The organism is Clostridium sp. AF12-41 (genome assembly GCF_003461685.1).
Lineage (GTDB): Bacteria > Bacillota > Clostridia > Lachnospirales > Lachnospiraceae > Otoolea > Otoolea fessa.
The window spans coordinates 320,123-343,643 of record NZ_QTXO01000003.1; the positions used below are offsets into that span (position 1 = coordinate 320,123).

Annotated in this window: 23 protein-coding genes; 4 read left to right on the plus strand and 19 right to left on the minus strand. The window is 50.8% G+C overall.

What is annotated here, in order from left to right; translation table 11 throughout:
• Window positions 1-257: 257 nt before the first annotated feature.
• The gene (locus DWV73_RS07285) at window positions 258-743 is read left to right on the plus strand and encodes a hypothetical protein (RefSeq protein ID WP_022360091.1); all 486 of its coding nucleotides are present in this window, start codon (window positions 258-260) and stop codon (window positions 741-743) included.
• A 93-nt stretch (window positions 744-836) separates the two neighbouring features.
• Here DWV73_RS07285 and DWV73_RS07290 read toward each other — a convergent pair whose 3' ends face one another.
• The 3 genes from DWV73_RS07290 to DWV73_RS07300 form a co-directional block, all read right to left on the minus strand.
• The gene (locus tag DWV73_RS07290) at window positions 837-1,286 is read right to left on the minus strand and encodes a DUF1934 domain-containing protein (protein ID WP_022360090.1); all 450 of its coding nucleotides are present in this window, start codon (window positions 1,284-1,286) and stop codon (window positions 837-839) included.
• A 3-nt stretch (window positions 1,287-1,289) separates the two neighbouring features.
• Window positions 1,290-2,153 (minus strand): glutamate racemase, encoded by an 864-nt coding sequence (gene murI / locus DWV73_RS07295; RefSeq protein WP_117796281.1) that lies wholly within the window; start codon window positions 2,151-2,153, stop codon window positions 1,290-1,292.
• Between the two features lie 137 nt (window positions 2,154-2,290).
• Window positions 2,291-3,352 (minus strand): D-alanine--D-alanine ligase family protein, encoded by a 1,062-nt coding sequence (locus DWV73_RS07300; protein WP_022360088.1) that lies wholly within the window; start codon window positions 3,350-3,352, stop codon window positions 2,291-2,293.
• A gap of 462 nt (window positions 3,353-3,814) precedes the next feature.
• Between DWV73_RS07300 and DWV73_RS12660 the strand changes: the two genes are divergently transcribed.
• Window positions 3,815-4,186 carry a hypothetical protein gene (locus DWV73_RS12660; protein WP_147341932.1) on the plus strand — a complete coding sequence of 124 codons (372 nt, stop codon included), beginning with the start codon at window positions 3,815-3,817 and terminating at the stop codon, window positions 4,184-4,186.
• Here DWV73_RS12660 and DWV73_RS07310 read toward each other — a convergent pair.
• The 6 genes from DWV73_RS07310 to DWV73_RS07335 all read right to left on the minus strand — a co-directional run bounded on the left by DWV73_RS07310 (window position 4,131) and on the right by DWV73_RS07335 (window position 8,935).
• Window positions 4,131-4,757, minus strand: a complete 627-nt coding sequence (locus DWV73_RS07310) for an HD domain-containing protein (RefSeq protein WP_107000681.1) — start codon at window positions 4,755-4,757, stop codon at window positions 4,131-4,133. The genes DWV73_RS12660 and DWV73_RS07310 overlap by 56 nt on opposite strands.
• Window positions 4,758-4,854: 97 nt before the next feature.
• Entirely contained in the window at window positions 4,855-6,075 is a 1,221-nt protein-coding gene (locus DWV73_RS07315; RefSeq protein ID WP_117796283.1) for an aldo/keto reductase, read from the minus strand.
• Complete coding sequence (locus DWV73_RS07320; protein ID WP_107000683.1) at window positions 6,072-6,752, minus strand: GntR family transcriptional regulator; 681 nt, start codon at window positions 6,750-6,752, stop codon at window positions 6,072-6,074. The genes DWV73_RS07315 and DWV73_RS07320 overlap by 4 nt, the downstream gene beginning before the upstream one ends.
• Window positions 6,736-7,647 (minus strand): 4-(cytidine 5'-diphospho)-2-C-methyl-D-erythritol kinase, encoded by a 912-nt coding sequence (gene ispE / locus DWV73_RS07325; RefSeq protein ID WP_022360083.1) that lies wholly within the window; start codon window positions 7,645-7,647, stop codon window positions 6,736-6,738. The genes DWV73_RS07320 and ispE overlap by 17 nt, the downstream gene beginning before the upstream one ends.
• 55 nt (window positions 7,648-7,702) lie before the next feature.
• Window positions 7,703-8,404, minus strand: coding sequence for a GNAT family N-acetyltransferase (locus DWV73_RS07330; RefSeq protein WP_117796284.1), 702 nt, complete (start codon window positions 8,402-8,404; stop codon window positions 7,703-7,705).
• Between the two features lie 3 nt (window positions 8,405-8,407).
• Window positions 8,408-8,935, minus strand: coding sequence for a peptidylprolyl isomerase (locus DWV73_RS07335; protein ID WP_022360081.1), 528 nt, complete (start codon window positions 8,933-8,935; stop codon window positions 8,408-8,410).
• Window positions 8,936-9,218: 283 nt separating this feature from the next.
• On the opposite strand from DWV73_RS07335, the gene DWV73_RS07340 reads away from it, so the two are divergent.
• Window positions 9,219-9,659, plus strand: coding sequence for a hypothetical protein (locus DWV73_RS07340; RefSeq protein WP_117796285.1), 441 nt, complete (start codon window positions 9,219-9,221; stop codon window positions 9,657-9,659).
• Window positions 9,660-10,026: 367 nt separating this feature from the next.
• Here the strand turns inward: DWV73_RS07340 and DWV73_RS07345 are convergent, their stop codons facing one another.
• The gene (locus DWV73_RS07345; protein WP_117796286.1) at window positions 10,027-11,385 is read right to left on the minus strand and encodes an alanine:cation symporter family protein; all 1,359 of its coding nucleotides are present in this window, start codon (window positions 11,383-11,385) and stop codon (window positions 10,027-10,029) included.
• 382 nt (window positions 11,386-11,767) lie between these two features.
• On the opposite strand from DWV73_RS07345, the gene DWV73_RS07355 reads away from it, so the two are divergent.
• A complete protein-coding gene (locus DWV73_RS07355; RefSeq protein WP_117796288.1) occupies window positions 11,768-12,745 on the plus strand; it encodes a zinc dependent phospholipase C family protein in 978 nt (325 codons plus the stop codon).
• Between the two features lie 136 nt (window positions 12,746-12,881).
• Here the strand turns inward: DWV73_RS07355 and DWV73_RS07360 are convergent, their stop codons facing one another.
• The 9 genes from DWV73_RS07360 to DWV73_RS07400 all read right to left on the minus strand — a co-directional run bounded on the left by DWV73_RS07360 (window position 12,882) and on the right by DWV73_RS07400 (window position 23,511).
• Complete coding sequence (locus tag DWV73_RS07360) at window positions 12,882-13,475, minus strand: hypothetical protein (RefSeq protein ID WP_181357194.1); 594 nt, start codon at window positions 13,473-13,475, stop codon at window positions 12,882-12,884.
• 188 nt (window positions 13,476-13,663) lie between these two features.
• On the minus strand, window positions 13,664-15,409 hold the full coding sequence (locus DWV73_RS07365) for a D-alanyl-D-alanine carboxypeptidase family protein (RefSeq protein ID WP_117796289.1): 1,746 nt from the start codon (window positions 15,407-15,409) through the stop codon (window positions 13,664-13,666).
• A gap of 14 nt (window positions 15,410-15,423) precedes the next feature.
• Entirely contained in the window at window positions 15,424-16,380 is a 957-nt protein-coding gene (locus DWV73_RS07370) for a glycosyltransferase family 2 protein (RefSeq protein ID WP_117796321.1), read from the minus strand.
• Window positions 16,381-16,490: 110 nt separating this feature from the next.
• On the minus strand, window positions 16,491-17,384 hold the full coding sequence (locus DWV73_RS07375) for a LicD family protein (protein ID WP_117796290.1): 894 nt from the start codon (window positions 17,382-17,384) through the stop codon (window positions 16,491-16,493).
• A 121-nt stretch (window positions 17,385-17,505) separates the two neighbouring features.
• On the minus strand, window positions 17,506-18,861 hold the full coding sequence (gene rfbH, locus DWV73_RS07380; protein ID WP_117796291.1) for a lipopolysaccharide biosynthesis protein RfbH: 1,356 nt from the start codon (window positions 18,859-18,861) through the stop codon (window positions 17,506-17,508).
• 43 nt (window positions 18,862-18,904) lie between these two features.
• A complete protein-coding gene (gene rfbG / locus DWV73_RS07385) occupies window positions 18,905-20,020 on the minus strand; it encodes a CDP-glucose 4,6-dehydratase (protein WP_117796322.1) in 1,116 nt (371 codons plus the stop codon).
• 295 nt (window positions 20,021-20,315) lie between these two features.
• On the minus strand, window positions 20,316-21,089 hold the full coding sequence (gene rfbF, locus DWV73_RS07390) for a glucose-1-phosphate cytidylyltransferase (protein ID WP_022360069.1): 774 nt from the start codon (window positions 21,087-21,089) through the stop codon (window positions 20,316-20,318).
• Between the two features lie 26 nt (window positions 21,090-21,115).
• Window positions 21,116-22,579 carry a hypothetical protein gene (locus tag DWV73_RS07395; RefSeq protein WP_117796292.1) on the minus strand — a complete coding sequence of 488 codons (1,464 nt, stop codon included), beginning with the start codon at window positions 22,577-22,579 and terminating at the stop codon, window positions 21,116-21,118.
• Entirely contained in the window at window positions 22,576-23,511 is a 936-nt protein-coding gene (locus DWV73_RS07400) for a glycosyltransferase family 2 protein (RefSeq protein WP_117796293.1), read from the minus strand. The genes DWV73_RS07395 and DWV73_RS07400 overlap by 4 nt, the downstream gene beginning before the upstream one ends.
• Between the last annotated feature and the right edge of the window lie 10 nt (window positions 23,512-23,521).

Genomic DNA, 23,521 nt, shown 5'->3' on the forward strand with positions numbered 1-23,521 from the left:
ACTGTCATTTGGGCATACGAATACCCGGAAAACACAGTTTTCCACAATAGTGCATTCTCCATCTTAGCATGGGATTTGATGGGTGTCAAGTGGTTTTTTGATGGATTTGGAATAAGCCATAGTTACCCGTCTATTTTTCTTGCCATTTCCCCTCTCCAATGCTATAATACATAGTAATTGCGCGGCTATTTTCGTTATTTCTGCGAAATGGGATTGGATTTGTGTCCCGCCGCTATCTACAACGGAGGTATATATATATGTCATTTTGGAATGTACTGCTAGTTATTATCGTCATTCTGGCTATCCTTCTTGTCGTACTGTATATTCTGGGTTCCCGGATGCAGAAACGTCAGGCAGAGCAGCAGACTATGATCGACGCTTCGAAACAGACTGTTTCGATTCTGGCGATTGACAAAAAGAAACTGAAAATCGGAGATTCCGGTCTCCCGAAGATGGTTATTGACCAGACTCCATGGTATATGAAGTGGGCGAAGCTCCCGATCGTAAAGGCTAAGATCGGACCGAAGGTTGTGACCATGATCGCGGATGAGAAGGTATTCCTTCAGTTACCGCTCCGCACCGAGGCAAAGGTTGTCATCAGCGGTCTTTATATCACAGAGATCAAGAGCGTGCGCGGAGGCATCCCGCCGCTGCCGAAGAAGAAAAAATTCTTTGACCGTTTCAAGAAAAATACAGAAGAGGCAGCAAAGAAAGAAGCTTCCAAGTCCAAGAAAAATAAATAATGGATCTTAAAATCCCGGAAATGTAACTGATTGCACGTTTCCGGGATTTTTGATTCATCGATTTTATTTCTTTGTTTCTATATTCTTTTATATTTACTGCTCTTTCAGGTTCAATTTCGCCGTCGCCTTCGATTTCACATCAATTTCAATATGGCTCTGGCTGGTCTGCTCATAGTTGAGTTCCAGCGTATAATCAATCTGGATTTTCAGATGATCCGGACCTTCATTGATCTTGATGCGGTCGGTCGTGACGCCCACGATCATCTGACCGTATGGAGTCACATAACAGCTGACATTCGGACGGTTCTCCTGAAAAATCATATGCGCCCGCGCATCGCCTCCCTTGATCATATCGACGCTGTCCGCATTGGCTTTGATGGTATTGCGAATGCTTCCTTCCTCGCCCTCCAGTATCTCATCATAGATGATATAATGCTTGCCATTTTTGAAATAATAGCTGCCTGCCGTGATAACCTCCAGGTTATTCGTCTCCCCGTCCGCAATATGGGCACCGCGCACGGATACAAGCACATCTTTCGTCATATTTTAATACTCCTCAATGTTAATCTGTTTCGTGTCTTTTACCTCTTTTGGCAGAATCGCCTTGGCAAAACGCGTGAAATTCTCCGCCCGGTCGCTGACAAAGAACTGATACTGGTCAAGAATCGGCTCCCCGGCAGCAGCGCGGCGGCTGTTTTCCTCCGAAAAACGTTCCAGATCCTCCGAACTGCGTGTCAGATCCATGTCCCGCAGCAGAGTTTTAAGTTCAACCGCCGTCTCATATGCCGGATTTACCAAAGTCACCTCGTCACCCATCAGCCGGTGCAGCGTCGAACGCAGCAGCGGATAATGCGTACATCCCATAACCAGCGTATCAATGTATTTTTCTTTCAGCGAAGAAAGATACCGGGAGGCAATCTCGTCTGTTACCGAATCATGGAAGAGTCCTTCCTCCACCAGCGGCACAAAGAGCGGACACGGTTTTCCAATGACCTCAATATCCGGGCGCAGCTTCTGCATTTCTCTGGTATAAATACCGCTCCGGATGGTCGCCTCGGTTCCAATCACGCCAATCTTTCCATTATGGGTTGCCTCGGCGGCCGTGCGCGCGCCCGCGTAGATAACCCCGATGATCGGGATATCCAATTCCTGTTTGACCGTCTCCAGTGCACACGCCGAGGCCGTGTTGCAGGCAATCACGATCGCCTTGACTCCCTGTGTTTTCAGAAAACGGATGATCTGGCGGGAATAGCGCAGCACCGTCTCCTGCGATTTGCTTCCATATGGAACGCGCGCCGTATCTCCAAAGTATACGATGCGCTCCTGCGGCATCTGGCGCATGATCTCACGGGCTACCGTCAGACCGCCGATGCCTGAATCAAAAACTCCGATCGGGGCATTTCTATCCATGTTTACCTTCCTTTCGGCAAAATTCTTATGGTCATGTTTCCATTCTTTCCCGAACTTCTGTGTATATCGAATCATATAACGTCCAAAAGTAGATTCTCACACACTGTTTCAGGATTCTGAAACATTTTTATTTATTTCTAGGCTTCGTAGCGTTTCAGTCCGTGTTCAATCAGCTTTGTCACCATCTCCGGCTTCGGGATTCCGGCCGCCTCAAAGAGCATCGGGTACATACTGATCGCGGTAAAGCCCGGCATGGTATTGATCTCATTGAAGATAACCTCGCCGTCCTTCGTCACAAAGAAATCGACACGCGACAGACCATAGCCATCTACCGCCTTGAAAATACGTCTCGCCGCCTGACGCACACGCTCGGTCGCATCGCCCGGAAGCTCTGGATTTACCACGGTTCTGGACTCTGCGTTGTAATATTTCGCATCGAAATCATAGAAATCGGCTGCTGCCAGAATCTCACCAACACCGGAAGCGATGACCGGTTCTGTGCCATTTCCAAAGACCGCACATTCGATCTCACGGCCGACGATCGTCTCCTCAACCAGAATCTTGCGGTCATGGTGCGCCGCCTCCTTTAAGCCTGCAATCAGCTCTTCGCGATCCGATGCCTTGCTGACACCTCTGGAAGAACCTGCATTGGACGGCTTGATAAATACCGGATATGCGAACCGGTTCTCGATGCGTGCCACAACCTCATCCATCTTTTCAAGTTCTTTGCGGATGACCAGCTCATATGCCGCCTGGCGCACGCCTGTGTGGTCAACGATCTGTTTTGTATACACTTTATCCATCGAAACGCTGGACGCCAGCACACCGCATCCGACATACGGGATTTTTGCCAGCTCAAAGATGCCCTGAATGGTGCCGTCCTCGCCCCAGAGTCCATGCAGAACCGGGAATACCACATCAATGCGGATCATTTCCGCCTTACCATCTTTCAGGACGATCACGGATTTCTCCGTTGCATCCGGGGAAAGGATCGCGGTCGTCGTGTTCTTTCTCCAACTCTCATCCTCGATCTGCTCGACCGAGTCAACCAGCAGCCATTTTCCCTCTTCGGTAATGCCGATCAGGGTTACATCATAGCGCTCTGTATCTATATTTTTAATGACATTGATTGCCGACATACATGAAACAATATGTTCCGAAGACTGTCCGCCAAATACCACAAGTACACTCTTTTTCATAATATCCGCCTTTCTGCCGGGTGTGGGAAGCTTCACCACACGCCGGAATGCTATTCCAAAATATAGTTTAGATTATACCATAACTGTCAATACTTGCGACAAGAAGATTCGATTTCTTTCAGTAAAAGGAGAGCCATTATGTTAAATCAAGTGATTTCGTTCCAGTCTGAAAATTCTCTGTCATCCGCATCCAGGATTCATCCACCTGTTACCAATAAATGCCGCCATTTTTCCACCGGTTCCTGCAAGTTTTCCCATATCTACGATGGAATACTCCCGCTTCTCGCATTATGTTCCATGCTCTTATTTCTGCTTTTCTGCCTGCCTCTTCTTACTTTTACCAGAAACCAGATTCAGCAGAAAGTCCTGGCGTACGCGATCGCCCCGCCGATCCTGCAGACTCATGTGATCGACAACTGGTGGGGTGTTCTCTATCCGCCGCCCGCCCTGTCCGGAGGTGTCATGCCAGAAGAAAACTCAAAAAATCAGAGCGCCGATTCCGTCTCTGATGCTCTGATTTTTGATAACGATATGAACTGGCTGTCGCAAAAGAAACATATCATTTTTGATGTAAACAAGAAATCTACTTCTCTGATTTCCTCTAAAGCTGACCCGATGACTTGCTCCAATCACTCGAAACGTTCTGGAACAGCTTCAGCTTCCAAAACAACCACCGAACCGACAGAATCTTCTTCGAACTCAAAAATAGCAGCCACGCACGCCGTTTCCGCTGACAGCAGTCTGCCGGATAAAGCTCATGCTTCCTCCGACAATTCGATTACTCTTCGGGTAACGTGTCGTTTTTTATCTTTCCTTCCCGGAGGCTCGGAGTGATGAAATTCTCATAGGAATAGTTCCACAGCGTCTCCGAGCCCTTGGCGGTATTCTTATTTCTTCCAAGAATCTGGCTCAGGTGCACGCCGCGCGTCGCCCACGCCTTTCCCTTGGAAGCATCATTGAGCATCGTCGGCTGGATGTTGTCCATCGTATGTGCAAACCGTGCTTCCGGCGTCTCCCCGGCTTCAAATTCATCCCAGAGAGCGCGCAGTTTTTCGCCCTGATCCGGCGGCAGCATTCCGAAAATGCGCTCTGCACCCTTTAATTCTCTCTCCCGCTGGGTTTTCTTCGCCTCCTCATCATAGGCATACGTGTCGCCGGCGTCGATCTCGACCAGATCATGAATCAGAAGCATGGTAACCGTTTTCAGCACATCGATCGGCTCATTGGAATACTCCGCCAGAAGCACCGTCATGATCGCCATATGCCATGCGTGCTCCGCGTCATTTTCCTTCCGCTCGCCGTCTGTCAGATACGTCTGGCGACCAATAAATTTCTCCTTGTCTATCTCCCGGATAAATGCAAACTGCTGCTCCAGACGTTCTTTCTGTTTCTGATTTATATCCATTGTTTCCGCCTCCCTGGTCTATTTCACCACATTTCTAGTTACTGTTCACGCATACGTGCCCAGTAACGGAAAAATGCCTCTTGCATTTATCCTCTCTTTACAGTCTCTTCCCTGCAAGAACCTCTTTATAATCCTTATAATTCTCCTCCAAAAGCTTCGGCGTATCCAGACCATACGGGCACATCGACTTGCAGTGTCCGCAGTGCAGGCAGTCCTCTATCTTCTTCATCTTCGCCTGTCCCTCCGGGGAGAGGTATCTCGCTGACGGAGAACGGCGCAGAAGCAGGGACATACGCGCACAGTTGTTGATCTCGATTCCTGCCGGACACGGCATACAGTAGCCGCAGCCCCGGCAGAATTCACCTGCCAGCTCTTTCTGGTCTTTTTCAATAACAGCTTTCAGCTCGTCCGTCAGTTCCGGTGGATTGCCGATGTAGCTTAAAAATTCGTCCAGCTCGCTTTCCTTCTGTACACCCCAGATCGGCAGTACATTCTCAAACTGTGCCATATAGGCATAGATCGCAGCCGAATTGGTCAGCAGACCGCCCGACAGACCCTTCATTGCGATAAATCCCATTTCGTGCTCCGCACAGGCCTTCGCCAACGCGATCTCCCGCTCGGTGGAAAGATAATTAAATGGGAACTGCAGGGTATCGTAAAGCCCCGACTCGATCGCCTCCTCCGCAATGCTCATGCGGTGGTTCGTGATGCCGATGAAACGGATTTTCCCCTGCTCTTTTGCCTCGAGCATCGCCTCATAAAGACCGCTTCCGTCTCCCGGCTTCGGACAGACTGCCGGATTGTGGAACTGGTAAATGTCCACGTAGTCTGTTTTTAAATTATGTAAACTCGTCTCCAGATCCTTCCAGAAGCCTTCCGCCGTCGTTGCCGCTGTCTTGGTCGCAATATAGATATGCTCGCGCACGTCGCTCAGCGCATAGCCGATCTTCTCCTCACTGTCCGTATAAAAGCGCGCCGTATCAAAGAAACGGACACCCGCATCATACGCCTTGCGAAGCAGTACCTTCGCATCATCAAAAGAAATACGCTGGATTGGCAGCGCGCCAAATCCATTTTTATTGACGATAATATCCGTCTTTCCAAGGGTAACCGGCGTACCGGCTACCCTTTCTCTTGCGTCCAGCATCTCTTTCAGCGCCTCGTCGCTGTCATCGATCCAGACATCCTCCTCATCGGCGTTGAGACCGAGATATTTTGCCAGTGTCCGCTCATCATCCGACCGGTTCCAACGGGAAATATAGCGATCGATTTCCTCAAATGGAACCTGTCCGGACAGGTACAATTCTTTAAATGTCATACTTCCTTCCGCTCCTTTAAATTCTTAAGTACCGTGATTTCCTGGTTATCTATGTGCCCCCTGGCTACCGCCTTTGCCTCCGCCATATGGCGCAGACGCAGTGCCGCCAATATTTTTTCATGCTCTAACTGCAGAATCTGCCGTTTATCCTCGTCCTTGATGTATTCCAGACGGAACCGGTACATCTGCTCACGCAGGTTGTTCAAAATCTGCACCAGACGCTTGTTGCGGGTCGAATGGTAGATCACGTCATGGTATGCCTCGTCCGTCTCCGCGATCTTCATCGCATCGCCCTGATCAATCGCCGCTTTAAATGCTTTCTGTGCTTCTTCCAATGCCTGCATATCTTCTTCCGTCATGCGCTGGCACGCCAGCTCAATCGCCAGTTCCTCCAGCGAACGGCGCACTTCCAGCACATCTTTCAGGCTTTTTTCCGAAATCCGCGCCACCTCCGCGCCGCGCCGCGGAATCATCAGAACGAGTCCTTCCAGCTCCAGCTTGCGGATCGCCTCACGGATCGGGGTGCGGCTGACGCCCAGCTTCTGTGCCAGCTGGATCTCCATCAGGCGCTCACCCGGTGCCAGCTCTCCCTTTAAGATTGCCTGTCGGAGTGTGTTGAATACCACATCCCTGAGTGGGAGATATTCATTCATTTTAACCTCAAAATTGTTCCCCATCTGCGTGCCCCTTCCTGTTGTAAAAACTAGTCAGGTATACCTGTTTCGCCAGATCCTGGCTGCTGCCATAGCGGAGTTCCTCATACGCCGCCTGCGCCGCCGTCTGGTTCGTAAACAAGCCAAATACGGTTGGACCGCTTCCGCTCATCAAAGAGCCGTCCGCGCCCATCTCCATCATCTTATCTTTGAGTGTCTGAATCACCGGATTTTCCGGGATCGTCACCGTTTCCAGCACGTTTCCAAGCTGTGAAACGACGCCGGAGAGGTCTTTTTTCTCGATCGCCGCCCGCATCGCATCAATATCCGGATGCGCCTCTGCGCCCAGAGACGGCAGGTTTAAGCTCTCGTACACATGCTTCGTCGAAACGCTGACCGCCGGTTTGGCAATCAGCACGCGGCACTGCGGCATCGGCGGAAGCGGTGTCAGGATCTCCCCGATTCCCTCCGAAAGAGCCGTTCCCCGCATGATACAGTACGGCACATCCGCCCCCAGACGGACGCCGCGCTCCATCAGCTCCTGTTTCGAAAGCCCCAGTCCGAACATCTTGTTGACACCAAACAGGACTGCGGCCGCATCGCTGCTGCCGCCTGCCATCCCGGCTGCCACCGGGATAAATTTCTTCATCTTGATCTCCACACCGTCGCGGATTCCAAACTCATCCATCAGAAGCTTCGCCGCGCGGTAACCTAAGTTATTTTCATTGTCCGGCAGATAATAAAGGTTCGTTGAAAGACGGATTCCCTCTTCCTCCGTCCGGTTCAGTTCGATCGCGTCGTACACGCGCACCGTCTGCATGATCATCCGCACTTCGTGGTAGCCGTCTTCTCTCCGGCGGACTACATCCAGACCGAGATTGATCTTTCCATATGCTTTCAGCTCCAGATGCCTGATCATCGGTCATTCCTCCCATCGTTCCCTTAGTGTAATCACACTAGATTGTATTTTTTCATTATTTTGTATACAAGCTATTATATCCTTTTTGCATACAAAATACAATAGAATCCTTGCAGGATGAAGGTACCTGAACGAATTCCATTTTTTCCGCCAATATCCGTGAAGCCGTGTTGGAACGCTTCGTGCAAATCCGGATCTTATCCAGCTCCAGCGTTTCAAACCCATATTTCACAATCGCCCGGCAGGCTTCCAGCGCATATCCCTGACGGCGGAACGGTTCATAAATATGATATCCCAGCTCTCCGTCCGTCAGCCCCGCCTTTCCAACCAGCACACCGTCCGCGCGGCGTTCCAGCGCCCACAAACCGCACTCGGCAAAGCGGTACTGGTGTTTCCGGTATTCCTCGCGCTTGTTCCAATCAGAAAAAGTTCCGTCAGCATCCTCAGCGGATGCCGGTTCCAACGGATCGTCCTGGGAAAATTCACGGATGATGAGGCGGTCAGTTTCAGCAATGAGCCACGGGAGAGCCAGGTGGCGGCGGACGACGCGTTCCAGGAATGTTTCATCGGCGTCTTCAGGGTCTGTAATAAGGTAAAGGCAAGATGAATAGTCGGCCGGCTGTTTTTCCTCGTTTTCCCTCCATAAGCCAACAATAGCTCTCCCGGCTGCTTTCGCAGCCTGAAGAGCTTCGTTTTCATCGGAGAGAATCACCGGGTATGTCTGTCCCGCAATGGTTACTTCTCGTTCGATTGTCATAGATTATCTTTCTTTTCCTTTTTCCGGCTCCGGGTACTCCTCGCCGAAGGTGTCAACGGTCATCTTTTTGATCTTCTGCTCTTTCAGCGGACGATCGCCCCAGTCGGTGCGGACGCCGGCAATCTTGTCCACGATATCCAGACCTTCAACTATCTTCCCGAAGGATGCATACTGACCATCCAGATGCGGGGAAGTCTCATGCATGATGAAGAACTGGGAACCTGCGGAGTTCGGGTCCATCGCACGCGCCATAGAGAGAACGCCCTTGGTGTGCTTGAAATTGTTCGTAAAACCATTCTGACTGAACTCACCCTTGATGGTATACCCTGGACCGCCCATACCATTTCCATTCGGGCATCCGCCCTGAATCATAAAGCCCTTGATGACACGGTGGAAGATCAGACCATCATAAAAGCCCTTCTTGATCAGGCTGATAAAGTTGTTGACTGTGTTCGGCGCAATCTCTGGGTAGAGCTCTGCCTTCATGATATCACCATTTTCCATCTCAATGGTAACAACTGGATTTTTCATGTATGTTTCCTCCTGAATTTTAAAAAACACCTCATTAAGTGGTCACATTATACCATAAGAACGTTCGAAAATCGACTGTTTTTCGTTCCATATTTGTCCATTTTCTTTACATTTCGTAAGTTTCTCCTCACAATTCATTCACATTTATGGATTAAGATGTATAGCACAATGTCGAAATGGACATTCTATGCGAAAAGATGAATGTTGCGCTCAGAAATCATCATCTGTCCTGCATCATACATCTGTGAGCAAACTAAGTCAAAAGAAAGGTTGGTAATGTACTATGAAAAAAACATATTTTGCTATCCTGGGCGCGGCTGCGATCCTCTCGCTCGCAACCGCCTGCTCTTCCCAAAACGTGAATGAACCGACTGCTAATGAATCGTCCCAGTCCGCCTCCTCCGAGTCCAGCTCGAATGGCATGGACGAAAGCAGCCCGATGGATGATTTAAAAGAAGACGCCAAAGACACCCTTCTTCCATCCGAGGGAACTGCCGATGCAAAACAGTCCACAATAACTGGTACGATCAGCGACATCAAAGACTTTATGTTTACGATCACCGCCGACGGAACCGATTATGAATTCAGCTTCGAGCAGGATCAGAAACCGGACGGGCTTTCTGATGTAAAAGATGGGGATAAAGTTACCGTAACGTATACGGGAACCGTCAGTGAGGTGGATGCATTCAGCGGAACCGTTTTATCCGTCAAAAAAGCGGAATAAAGATTGTTGACACACTTTATACCCGTATTTTTTATGGCAGTCTTGACAGACGAAGCACGCAAAATATCTGCGCTTCCTGCCCAGGCTGCCATTTTCGATCCTCTGAACATAAAACATACTTACCAGGATCATGGAATCCATGTTCCGCGTTCATATTTCGTTCACACTTCATTAAAAAACCTTTTACACAATTAACATGGTTTCTTCACGATTTTTCCCTATACTATAACCATAGCAACAAGCAATGCTTACAAATTTTTTTCATAATACCGAGCTGAGTTTATATCAGCTCTCCTCCCTTTTTCAATACCAAAAGACCTCTCACTGCTGGAGAGGTCTTTTGTTGTATCTGAATCCCTCAATTCTCTCACTGTTCCGGTCTTCGTACCTTCCTGCCAAGCACCACCAGCGCTGCAAGGTTTGGCACCGCCATCAGCCCATTGAAAATATCAGATACCGCCCAGACGGCTTCCATCCGGCTGACGCAGCCGAGAAAGACTGAGGCAAGATAACCTCCGTGATACAAAATACATATTTTGTCGGCACGCTTCTGTGGGACATCCCGCATCAGCCATCCAAGTGCCTGATCGCCGATGTAAAACCAGGCAAGGATCGTGGCAAAGGCAAACAGCACCATGCACGCCGCCGTCACTATGCCGCCTGCATTTCCAAAACGGGCTGCCAGAGCCGCCGCCACCGCGCCGCTGCCGCCCAGGGAATCGATCTTCTCGGTCAGATTGTGTGGAAATACACAGAGCAGTAAAAAAGCGGTCAGGCTGCACCCTATGATCGTATCGAAAAACACCTCGAAAATCGCCCACATTCCCTGTTTCTGCGCTTCCTGCCTCTGTCTTAGCCTCCCCTTTCCCTCGCTCATCCCATGTAGCACCGCCAGACTCCCCAGGCCCGCCTCATTGGAAAACACACCGCGCGATACCCCGCTCCGGATCGCCGCTGCCATTCCGTACCCGGTCATCCCGCCCGAAATTCCTGAAAAATTCAAAATACTGCTTCCATCCGTCTGTCCTGCATTATCTGCCAGTCCAAATGCCCCGCCCACAATTTTCACCAATACTTCCGGTATCTGATCATAAAAGCTGAACACGGCGATTCCACCTGCCAGCAGATACAGCCCCGCCGATACCGGTACCAGCACCGAAGCCGTCCATCCGATGCGTTTTGCCCCGCCAAAGAGCACCACGGCAGTCAAAACTGCCAGTATGATACCGGTTCCAAGCGGCGGCAGGGATGCTGCATAGCGCAGACTATCCGCCAGAGCCCCCGCCTGTACCATACATCCCATTCCAAGCGACGCCAGCACGCAAAACAGGGCATAGCATTTTCCAGCGAAACAGCTTCCAACCCCATTTTCCAGATAGACATAAGGTCCGCCCCCATACAAAATTCCCAGATAAACCTCCGTATATGCCAGCGCCATCCCCAGAAATGCCGCCGCCCACATCCAGAACACAGCACCCGGACCACCGATCGCCAACGCGGCTGCCACGCCCGTGATATTTCCCGTTCCGACCGTCGCCGCCAGCGCGGTGCAGGTCGTCAAAAGCTGTCCTTTCCCGCCGCTCCCAACCGTCTCTCCCCACCAGACTCTGATATGACGGATCGGAAATCCCCGCAGACGCACCATGCAGAGGACTCCAACCGCCAGAAACAGTCCCAGAAGCCACGGTCCCCACACCATTTTCTGTACGATTCTGAGCGCTTCCATCCGAGCACCTTTCTATATCTATTTTCACTCTATCAAACCAATCTTATGATTTACTATGATATTTTATTCTCCAAGCCGTGATATTGCCTTCCTAGAACTCTCTTTCCATCCACATTTTGTTACTGTACACGCATACGTGTCCAGTAACGGAATTTGCCGTGGCTTCGCATTTCAATACGGCAAATTCCTGCTGCCACCACGTTTTCTTACGGCACTTTCGGTTCCAAAAGTGCCTACCCGTGTCCAGTAACCACATTTTCTTACACTTTCTGTAAACATCCGCAAACCCCATGACAAACCAGACCGGCAGTGCTACAATAAGCATATCGGGCAGGCGGACAAATTTCCAAATCTCTGTCCTTCTGGAAAGGATGAAAACAATATGCCAGGTTTTACCACGCACTATATATTCGGCATGAAAGCATACAACGATATGCCGTTCACACCCTTAAAACACACGATCGCCAAATACCGCTGGCTCTACCAGCTCGGTCTGCAGGGACCGGATATGTTTTTCTATAATATCCCGATCCTGCGCCACCGCGATTACCGCAACGTCGGTTCCTATATGCACGAACACAAGGTAAACGCCTTTTTTGAGTGCTGTCTGCGCCGTATTGGAACCATCCGCTCGCGCCAGCAGCAGGAGGAAGCCATCTCCTATCTGGCCGGATTTATAAACCATTACATTGCCGATTCGATCTGTCATCCTTACGTGTACGGGCGCATCGGCTATCCAGTGGATGCCCCGACCTCCATGCATCACGGGATGCACGCACATCTGGAAAACGAGCTCGACGCGATCCTGCTCTGGAAATATAAAAAAAAGAAGCCGTCCGAATTTAACCAGACCGCCACGATCTGTCTAAATGGACAGGAAATCCAGTTTATTTCCCATTTCCTGGCTTCCTGCATCAACGAAACCTATTATCCGATCACCTACCGCAACAACTTCCAGGTTACTCCGGCGATGGTGCACCGCTCCATCTGGGCGCTGCGCTTCGGCTGCCGGACACTCTCGGACAAGAACGGCAAGAAAAAATTCGGCATTGCACAGGTCGAATCCATCTTCGTCAACCACCCAGTTGCTTCCGCGAAAATGGTAACGGACTCCGTAACCGACTACCGGAGCAGCTGTAACCTAAACCACGAAGCATGGGGCAACCCGTGGGATCCGACCCGCGTCTCAACCGCCTCGTTTGTTGATCTCTTCCATGAAACATTGGACAAATGCAGCCGTGTCTATGCGCTTTTAAACAGCGCCGTCACAGACAACATGCCGTTAGATAAACAGGATTTATCGCCGCTTCTGGCTGAACTGGGGAATGAGTCTTATCACAGCGGACTACCTGTTGAGTGAAAACACGTACTCCGGTTCCTGGTAAATAAAAGCTGTCATATGAAGAACACTCATCTGTTTCTCATATGACAGCTTTTTTGATCACTTTTCTCTTAATTATACACAGAAAATATCCCGTGTCTGTGCAGACAACCTCTTATTCTGCGTTCTCTGTCTCTTCCTCCGCCTCAGTCGTATCGTACTCGCCTGCTGCTTCTTTCTCTTTCACCTTGGAAATCAGCTCTTTGGTATCCGGAAGTTTGAAATCTGCGCCAGCCTCATAGGAACCACTGATAAACCATGCGTCCTCGTTATCCTGGTCGCTCTCCGGAACGATGCTGTAGGACAGTGCATACTGTTTCCACAGTCCGCCGTAGGAATCTTCACCGGACATCTCAATCGAGAAGTCCTGGGTGTGGACAATGTCGTTGAATCCCTTGATTAAATCTTCCGCATAGGTTCCTATCTGATCATCCGGCAGATCATCTGCCACTACCCAGATCAGCATGATCTGTTTCTTGTTCGGCTCCATATAGAAATGGAAATCGCGGCCGTACTCGTAGGTACTTGTATCCTTGAACATGTCTTCCGCGTCCGTGCTGACCTGTGTCCAGTCGATCTCAACATTTTCCTGGGTCTCAAAATTCGGATCTCCGACTACCGTCTCAGAAGTCGGTTTTACAATCGTACTCTCCGTGCATCCGCTGAGCAGCGCCATACACGCAACCATCATTATCAGAAGTTTTTTCATCGTGTTCTTCTATCCCTTCATTCACTCATTCACAGCCGGAACCAGCCCGAACCGCATGGCTATTATATAATATCGCCTTTTGTTTTTGTAGTCATTTTAGAAAAATTCAAAAAATCTTCATACTTTCCAAAATTTCCCGTAAACAATCCATCTGGACCATTTTACCGCCATTTAGCGCATCCAGGTTGTCAATCCAAATCCTCAACCGTAAGCTCTGTGTCATCCTCCTGCACACCCTGCTGTGTTTTGGCATCCTCTGCCTCTTTCTGTGCAGGTTTTTCTTTCAGCGGCTTCTTTTCCGTGGAACCAGTTCTTACTTTTCCACTCTCTGCCAGCCGGGACGCGGCTGCATCTGCCGCCGGAACCTGTCCTGAACCAGATCGCACATCCATGTCAGACTCCGCCTGCTCTGTGCTCTCATCTGCCTCCGCTGTGCCAGGCGCCCTGTAGGACGCGCCCATCCGCTTTTCAAGCAGTTTTTCAAACTCTTCCCGCGAACAGCCGATCTCCTGCAGACGCTGTCTTCTCCGTTTTCTCCGCTCCTCCTGGCGTCTCTTTTCTTCCTGATGACGCTGGTAGAACAACCATACAAGCGCCGCACACGCCGCTGCCAGAAGCACACTGACGACCACAATCAGCACCGTTCTCACCGATACTTTCGGAAGTTTCGGCAGGGTCAGGTGGAACGAAGATTTCGCCTGCTTCGGTTTTCCGGACGCGCCTGTATTGGATGCTGCCGGATCCGATGCCGTATTTCCGTCATCCGGAGCCGTCTCCCCGTTTGCTGCCGCTTCTGCCGCCGATGCGCTGATCAGATACACCTGTCCGATCTTGCGGTCGTTGTATTTGTAAGAAAGCAGTGCCACCGCGCCCAGCGGTGCATCCTCCGGCAGATCCGTTACCACCGTCTTCTCCGCATCCGCAAACGAAGCATCCTTCGGGATCGTGATGACTGCCGACGTATCCATCGATAAATCGGACGGCTGATAGCTATTGTCTCCGATCTGCACCGGCTGATCGCCGCTTGTGTATGCCGTCTCATTTTCCGAAATATTTACATTTTCAAACCGTAGAAAGCCGAAATCCAGCAATGCAATCGTATCCTGATAATGGGTCGCCTGCGTACTCTTCATCGTGACCGCAATCTGGCGTCTGTCATCCTTGATCGCATAGGTAACAAGCGTCTGCCCCGCAACGGATGTGTAACCGGTCTTTCCGGCCACCGCATATGGATAATAGTTCGGACTCTCTGTGTCAGTCGTGATAAGAAGCTTGTGCTCCGGCTGGATGGTCACACCGTCCGGATTGTTCTTCGTCGCCGGTAATCGGTAGCTCTTATCCTTACTGATCGTTAAAAGCGTGTCATTTTTATACGCCGCCGATGCGATCAGCGCCATATCATACACCGAAGTGAGCTGTGTGTCGTCATTCAGACCGGACGGATTCGCAAAATGGCTGTTCTCACAGCCAAGCTCCGCCGTCTTCTCGTTCATCATCTTCACAAAACCGTCGCGGCTTCCGCCCACATGCTCCGCCAGCGCATTCGCCGCCTGGTTGGAAGAACGCATCAGCAGCAGGTAGAGACAATCGCGCACCGAAAGCGTGTCGCCCTCCTCGATGGCGTTCTTGTTTCCGCTGCCATCTTCCACGTTGTAAACGGCATCGTGGGAAAATGTGACCGTATCATCCAGACTGCTGTTCTCAATGACTACGAGCGCCGTCAATATTTTCGTGATACTTGCCGGCGCCTTCTGCACATGGATGTTCTGCCCAAATAAAACCGCCCCGGAGTCCGCATCCATGACAATGCCTGCCTCCGACTCGATCCCCGTATCCGAGGGCCAGTCCGGCTTTGCAAATGCCGTCATCGGCATTCCGGCAGCCATCAGTGCCGTAATCATCAAACTTATCAGTAAACGTCTTAATCTCTTCATACGATTCCTTCCTGTCAGCTTTCCTTTTCCGGAAATCCTTTTGTATCATGAACGATATAAATTGGACGATCCTTCAATTCTGTAAACAGGATCGCGATATACTCCCCGATAATTCCCACAATCACGAACAGCATCGCGAACATAAAGCATAAAAGCACTACGATCGTCGCGTAACCATTGGGCGTTCCTTTGACCGCCCACTCATAAATCGTTTCCAGCATCACGAGCAGCCCCAGAAAGCCCACAATAATTCCCGAGTAAATGCCGAGCTTTAGCGGCAGATCCGAAAAGCAGAGAATCGTATTGATCGAAAATTTAAATAATTTCCGGATGCTGTACTTGCTCTCGCCCGCCACCCTGGCTCTCGCCTCATACTCGATGGTCGTCCGGTTAAATCCGATATTCTGCACATAGCCGCGCAGGAAACGCACTTTTTCCCGGTAATTGGTCTTTAACACCTGCGCCGCATTGGCAGTCAGCGCAAAGAAATCGGATGCGTTATTTTCCAGCTTCACATCTGAAATCTTGTTCAAAAATTTATAAAAAGCAGAAGACGTCAGGTTTTTGATGAATCCAGCCGATTTATTTTTCGTCCGGACCATGTTGATAACCTCATAGCCCTCTTCGAATTTTTCGATTATCTGCGCCACACATTCCGGCGGATGCTGCAGATCGGCATCCATACACACGATGCCCTCCCCGCTGCTGTGGTCCAGCCCCGCAAGCATCGCCGCCTCATGGCCAAAGTTACGGGAAAAGTTGATCACACGTACCCGCGGATCCGCTGCTGCCAGTTCTGCCAGAATCTGCCCCGAGGCGTCCGCACTTCCGTCGTTGACAAAAATCAGTTCGTAATTCCACGGCAGCGCCTCAAAAACCGGAGTTGCCTCCCGATAGAACTCATGCAGCGCCTTTTCCTCGTTGTAAACAGAAATCACGATCGAGATCGTCTTTGGTTTCTGTCCGTTCATATTTTCCATCCTGTTCTGCATGGTCGACTGTCTGGTTTCATTTTTCTTCTTATCTTCCATGCTGTCTGTCCGTTTTTTCTTATCTTTCTTACTCATATTTCATCTTTCAATTAAGCATCCGGGTCATCCAAAATTTCGATCGCTATCGAAGAATGTGCCGGAACCCGTTTTTCCACCGGCGGCAGCGTCATATAATCGCCGTAAATCCACTCCAGCACATGCTCATAGCCCACCGGCACCATCAGCTTTGTGTCCTCAAACGGCAGATCCACCGCGCGCTCGCACCATGCGCCCTCCAGCGTTACATAGAGATAATCCGGCTGGTAATTGCTGTAATACCAGTGTTTCGTCTTCTTTTTGCGATCCTTCGCCGCTGCAAGTCTCTGCAGCTTAAATAAAACCGGCATCGGGACAAGGTGCCCCACACCTGCCAGCACACCAACCCGCAGCTTATCCATCAGGCTGTATTTGCTGAAATCAATCTGATCACGGTGTGCGATCGCCATTCCATAAATAACCTTCTGAAGAAATTTTGCGTTCCACGCGCCCACCTTACTATCCGGCAGGCGGTCAAGGACGAACAGATCCACCCAGAGATGGTTTAATTTTCCCTCATAAAACTGCATCTGCTCATTGTCCTCATGGACGCGGCTGTTGTCATAGATGACGCGCGTTGTAAAATCATAAAACACCTTGCCACCCCGGATCTCCTCCGGGCGCAGCAGGGACATTCCCTCCGGCAGCTCCCGCGGCGCTACCTTCAAAAACATCTCATAATTGGCACGTGTAAATGCCAGATCGACATCATCATCCCACGGGATAAATCCCTCATGACGCACTGCGCCCAAAAGTGTCCCGGAATCCAGCATATAGGAAATCTTGTATTTCCGGCAGATCCGGTCTATCTCCTTCAAAAGGCGCAGATTCGCCCGGTGAACCTTCTCAAGCCCCGGATACGGCGGCAGTTTGACCGCCCTGCGGCTCTCTGATTTTTCCTCATTCATGATGGTTGTCCCCTCATTTTCTCCTGCAACTGCTCATTCTCTGTCACAGCTGCTCATTTTCACAGGCATTTTCTTACAGGCAGAGTATCTCCCCGCCTGTGAATTGCCGCGGTCCCCGTCCCTACTGACGGCATGCCTCACGAAGTGTCTTTGCCATATAATCAATCATTTCATCTGTCATGCCCGGATAAACGCCGACCCAGAAGGTATCGCGCATGATACGGTCGGTATTTTCCAGAGTTCCGGCTACGCGGTAGCCGCAGTTTTCTTTCCGCATCTCATCAAAGCACGGATGCTTGATCAGGTTTCCGGCAAAGAGCATACGCGTCTGCACGCCCTTTTCCTCGACATATTTGACTACCTTGTTCCGATCTACACCCTCTTGGCAGGTCAGAAGAAAACCAAACCAGCTCGGATCGGAATGCTCACAGGCAACCGGCAGGATATATGCGTCCTCGGTTCCGGCAAGTCCCGCTTTCAGGCGGGCGAAATTGTGTTTTCTGCGCTCCACGAAGGATGGAAACTTTTCAAGCTGCGCGCAGCCGATCGACGCCTGCAGATCGGTCGCCTTTAAATTATATCCAAAATGGGAGTATACATATTTATGGTCGTAGCCAAGCGGCAGCTCACCATACTGGCGGTCAAATCGATGACCGCAGAGGTTATCGCAGCCGGACGGGCAGACACAGTCGCGTCCCCAGTCGCGGAAGGAGCGGATAATCTTGTTTAAAAGCGGATTGTCCGTGTACACGGCGCCGCCCTCGCCCATCGTCATGTGGTGCGGCGGATAAAAGCTGGACGTTCCGATATCTCCGATCGTACCGGTAAAATGCCACTCGCCGTTCAGCTCATAGCGGCTTCCGAGGGCATCACAGTTGTCCTCCACCAGCCACAGGTTATGACGGTCACAGAATTCTTTTACCTTCTGTAAATCAAACGGATTTCCCAGTGTGTGGGCGATCATAACCGCTTTCGTCTTCTCTGAAAGCGCCGCCTCCAGCTTATCGGCGTCGATGTTGTATTGTGGAATCGTCACATCCACAAACACTGGAACTGCGCCATACTGGATCGCCGGGGTTACCGTCGTTGGGAAACCTGCCGCAACCGTGATAATCTCATCGCCGCGGCACACCCGGCGCTCTCCCAGCAATGGGGAAGTCAGCGCCATAAATGCGATCAGGTTCGCGGAGGAACCGGAGTTTACAAGGGAACAGTATTTGACGCCCAGGTAGTTCGCAAGCCCCGCCTCAAACTGATCGGTGTAACGTCCGGAGGTCAGCCAGAACTCCAGCGCACTGTCTACCAGATTGACCATCTCATGGTTATCGTAAACGCGGGACGCATACGGAATCCGCTGTCCCTCGGTAAATTCTTTTTTCTGATTATGATATTTATCACAATACTCTGCCACCAGATCGAGAATCTGCTGACGCGCAGCCTCTTTTCCGTCCGACAGGGTTACTTTTTCTTCTGCCATGTTTCTCCTCCTGCTTTTGCTACCGTTCTCTGCCGCAGCCGTATCAGATCTGCCTGCTGCCAGACACACCTTTCGTGCAGCCGCCTGCATCTATCTGTTTTTCTTCAAACCGAGCCGCATACGCCCGGATCTGCTCATCCGTCACCTCGCGCATATCCGCTCCGGCAAGCCACTTCTTCGACCATTCCACCGTCGCAGCCATCGCCTCTTCTACATGGAAGTGCGGCTTCCAGCCAAATACCTTTTTCACTTTGGAACAATCCAGTTTCAGAAAATTCGCCTCATGCGGACCTCCATCATAGCGGTTGATCCAATGCATCCCGCCGCCCCATGTTTCACAGAACAGATCCGCCAGACGTCCTGTATTGACGCAGTCACAGTCATCCGGTCCGACGTTATAGCAGCCCGCCAGCTCCGCATTTTCCCACTGCGCCTTTGCCACCGTCAGATACAAAAACAGCGGCTCTAACACATGCTGGAACGGGCGCGTCGAATGCGGATTCCGCACGATGATCGGCTCTTTCTTTTCCGCTGCGCGCACGCAGTCCGGCACGATCCGGTCCGCCGCAAAATCACCGCCGCCGATCACATTGCCAGCACGACAGGTTGAGACGGCGCAGCGGCCGTCCGTGAAGAACGACTGCTTATAGCTGTGTGTCACCAGCTCCGAACAGGATTTGCTATTGGAATACGGATCGTAGCCGTCCAGCGGGTCATTTTCGCGGTAACCGTACTCCCATTCCTTATTTTCATAAACCTTGTCCGTCGTCACATTGACGAGAGAGCGGACGGATTCACACTGTCTGGCGCATTCCAGCACATGAACCGTACCCATGACATTCGCCGCATACGTGCCGACCGGATCCCGGTACGACTCGCGCACGATCGGCTGCGCTGCCAGATGGAGTACAATCTCTGGCTTCGTCTCATCAAACACCTGTTTTAAATGGGCGAAATCGCGCACATCCCCATCCACATGGTGAATCGTCTCCCCCAGATGCAGGATCTCAAACATCGACGGCTCGGTCGGCGCTTTCAGCGCATAGCCGGTCACCTCCGCCCCCGCCAGATGTAGGATGCGGACCAGCCAGCTTCCCTTAAAGCCTGTGTCACCGGTCACAAGGACCCGTTTTCCTTTATAAAAATCAAGAAGTTCCATGTTTTTCCTCTTTTTAATTATTTCGTGTTCGTTCGTTAATGCCGCAAGAAAAGAATATGTCTGCTTCGCAGCCGCATTCTTTTCTTCTGCGCTCATTATACCATACTTTCTTACAGGATTTGTGTATATTCCTTGAATTTTCCCTTACAGTATATTATTGTTACTGTTCACGGGTAGGCACTTTTGGAACCGAAAGTGCCGTAAGAAAACGTGGTGGCAGCAGGAATTTGCCGTATTTAAATGCGAAGCCACGGCACATTCCGTTACTGGGCACGTATGCGTGTACAGTAACATATTATTTCCACAGCTTCCAGGGTGCATTGCCTTCCTGCCACATCTGTTCCAGCTGCATCTTGTCACGCTGGGTATCCATACATTTCCAGAAACCGTCGTGGCGGTATACCATCAGCTGTCCGTCCTTGGCAAGCTGCTCCAACGGCGCTTTCTCAAAGACGGTATCATCGCCCTCGATATAGTCAAAGACGCCCGGTTCGAGTACCATGAAGCCGCCGTTGACGATCTTGCCGTCATCATCGTTCTTCTCACGGAACTCGCGGATGTGTCCGTCGCTGTCAACATCCATGACACCGAAACGCTGTCCGATGTTGACGCCGGTCAGGGTCGCGATCTTGCCATGCTGCTTGTGGAATGCCACCAGCGCGTCCAGATCCACGTTGGAAACGCCGTCGCCGTAGGTCAGCATGAACGTCTCATCCCCAATGTAATCGCGGATACGTTTGATACGACCGCCCGTCATCGTGTGCAGTCCGGTATCGACCAGCGTCACGCGCCACGGCTCGGAATAGTTGTTATGCACCTGCATCTCGTTCTTCGCCAGATCGAAGGTCACATCCGACGTATGCAGGAAATAATCAGCAAAATACTCTTTTACTACATACTGTTTGTAGCCCAGGCAGATCACAAAATCATTGAACCCATACTGGGAATAGTGCTTCATGATATGCCAGAGAATCGGCTGTTCTCCGATCTCGATCATTGGCTTTGGTTTTAAATGGCTTTCCTCGCTGATTCGTGTGCCGAATCCACCCGCTAATATTACAACTTTCATTGCACTTCTCCTTCTGTCCATCGTTTTTATCGAAATATATTCAAATGGTTTTCTTCCAAAATTCTCATCGCATCCCGCACTGCATCCGGGTCGTTATGCAGGTAGGTCTCCAGATCCTCATCGCTTGCCGTCCGGTAATTCCGTCCCAGCTCCCTTGATACCTGTAAATATGCTTTCCGGTACGGCGCTGTCCGGATTTCTGCCCGGGTTGTCCATGCATTTCCAAAGACCGTCAGCACGGTAAATGCCAGCATACAGACCTTTAAAAGTGTGCGGGCTGCCCGTTTCTCCGGCACGCGTGTTTTCGCCTTATCTGCCTCTGTTTCCTGCGCCTTTTCCCGGCACATACTCCAGACGAGTGCAAACGTAAGCAGAATTCCTACAATTCCCATCTGATACTGTATCTCGTACCGCGAGGACATCCCGTACTCGTCCTTCAGGAAAATCCACCGCGCCGCCAGCACCAGCAGATGGTTACAGCCGCCGCTGAGAACCAGCAAAAGCGGAAAAATAGTCTTTTTATAAAGCTGAAACCGCACATTCAGATACAGTGCCAGCAGATACGAAACAAACACTGCCAGCCCCAGCAGATACACCAGATGCAGCCGGACAAACCAGGGGCTTCCTGCCTCCAGCTCCTGAATCTGCGCCACGCCGATCACCGACGATGCCACCGCTTTCAGCAGAAACCGCAGGAAAAAGAACGGCTGGGCGGCAAATTCCTGAGCGATTGAAACATCAGTCACTGCTCCACGGTGTACGTAAACTGCCTGTGAACTGCTCCAAAGATATAATACCATCGCAAGAACCGTTGTCAATGCCCCGATGCACCAGGTTCTCCGGCACTTTCGGCTCCAGGAGCGGCTGCTTGTTTCAGCACCCCCGCGCCCATCCGCCAGCCACAGTGCGCCGTATGCCAGCACCAGAATCACCGCATAGCCGCCGCTGTACGGTCCTGCCACCAGCACGACCAGCAGGATCGGCAGAATTGCCAGAAGCACCCGGTCAGACATATTCCGGCACCGGGTCGCCGCTGCATGGTCGAGGACTGCAAAATGGAATAAAAATCCGGAGATCGACAGAGTGCAGACCCAGCCGGTCCCGTTCGTCATCATTTCCCATTTATTCAGGCTGAAATATACAAACTGAATCAACAGGAAGGAAAGATAGCCGACCGAGCGGTTCCGCTCTGCGTAGAGCGCCAGCACCGCCGCGCCCGCACCCAGGCTCAAAACACCCAGAATCATGTCAAAATACGCATTATAGCCAAATAGTTTCACATTGATGATGCGCCCCAGATACGTGATCGGAACGCGCGTCAGGATATCCGGTACAAAGAATTTCGCCGGATTTGTCACATCCGGCAGATATGAATTGATCAGCCGGATATAATCCGAATACGCCACATTGTCTGAGGCATGAAATATATACCAGATATAAAATAAAATCCCCAAAATAACCGGAAGCCCTAAAAATACACGGCGTTTCATCCGTCTCTCCTCTTTAAAATGCTCAGCTGGTTCAAGTAAAGTTCAAATAACTGACGGTGTTTCTTCGTGATAACCTCCAGAATCACACCGCTGATCCACAGCAGGAACGAAATCACATAAAGCCCGGAACACGCGATCAGGGTCGGGAACTTCGGCACCATGCCGGTTGCCAGATAGCCGCTGAGCACCGGCGCGAAAAATGCCGTTGCAATCGCAAAACAAATGAGTCCCAGCCATCCAAAGAACGCAAATGGCTTGTAATCCCGGAAGAGTCTCGCGATCGTGCGGAGCACCTTAAATCCATCCGAAAACGTATTTAACTTTGACACACTTCCCTCCGGGCGGTCACGGTATCCAACCGGGATCTCCACCAGCTTAAAGTTCTTGTCCAGCGCATGAATGCTCATCTCCGTCTCAATCTCAAATCCGGTTGAAAGAATCGGGAAGCTCTTGACAAATTCATAGTTAAATGCGCGCGCGCCTGTCATGATATCCTTGATATTGCTCTTGAAAATCAGGTTGATAAGCCCACGCACCAGACGATTTCCCGTATTGTGGAACGGACGCTTATTTTCGGTAAAATACGTCGAAGAAAGGCGGTCGCCGATGACCATATCCGCTTTTCCCTGTAAAATCTGGTCTGCCAGCTTTCTCGCGTCCTCCGCCGGGTAGGTGTCATCGCCGTCCGTCATGACATAGCACTCCGCGTCAATATCGCGGAACATGCTGCGGATGACATTTCCCTTGCCCTGCTGGTATTCATAGCGCACAACCGCGCCTGCCTCCCTGGCAATCTCATCCGTGTGATCCGATGAATTATTGTCATATACATAGATCGTTGCCTCCGGCAATGCCTCGCGGTAGTCCTTGACCACCTTGGCAATCGTCTGGCCTTCATTATAACACGGAATTAATACCGCTATCTTGTCCATTTTTCTCCTC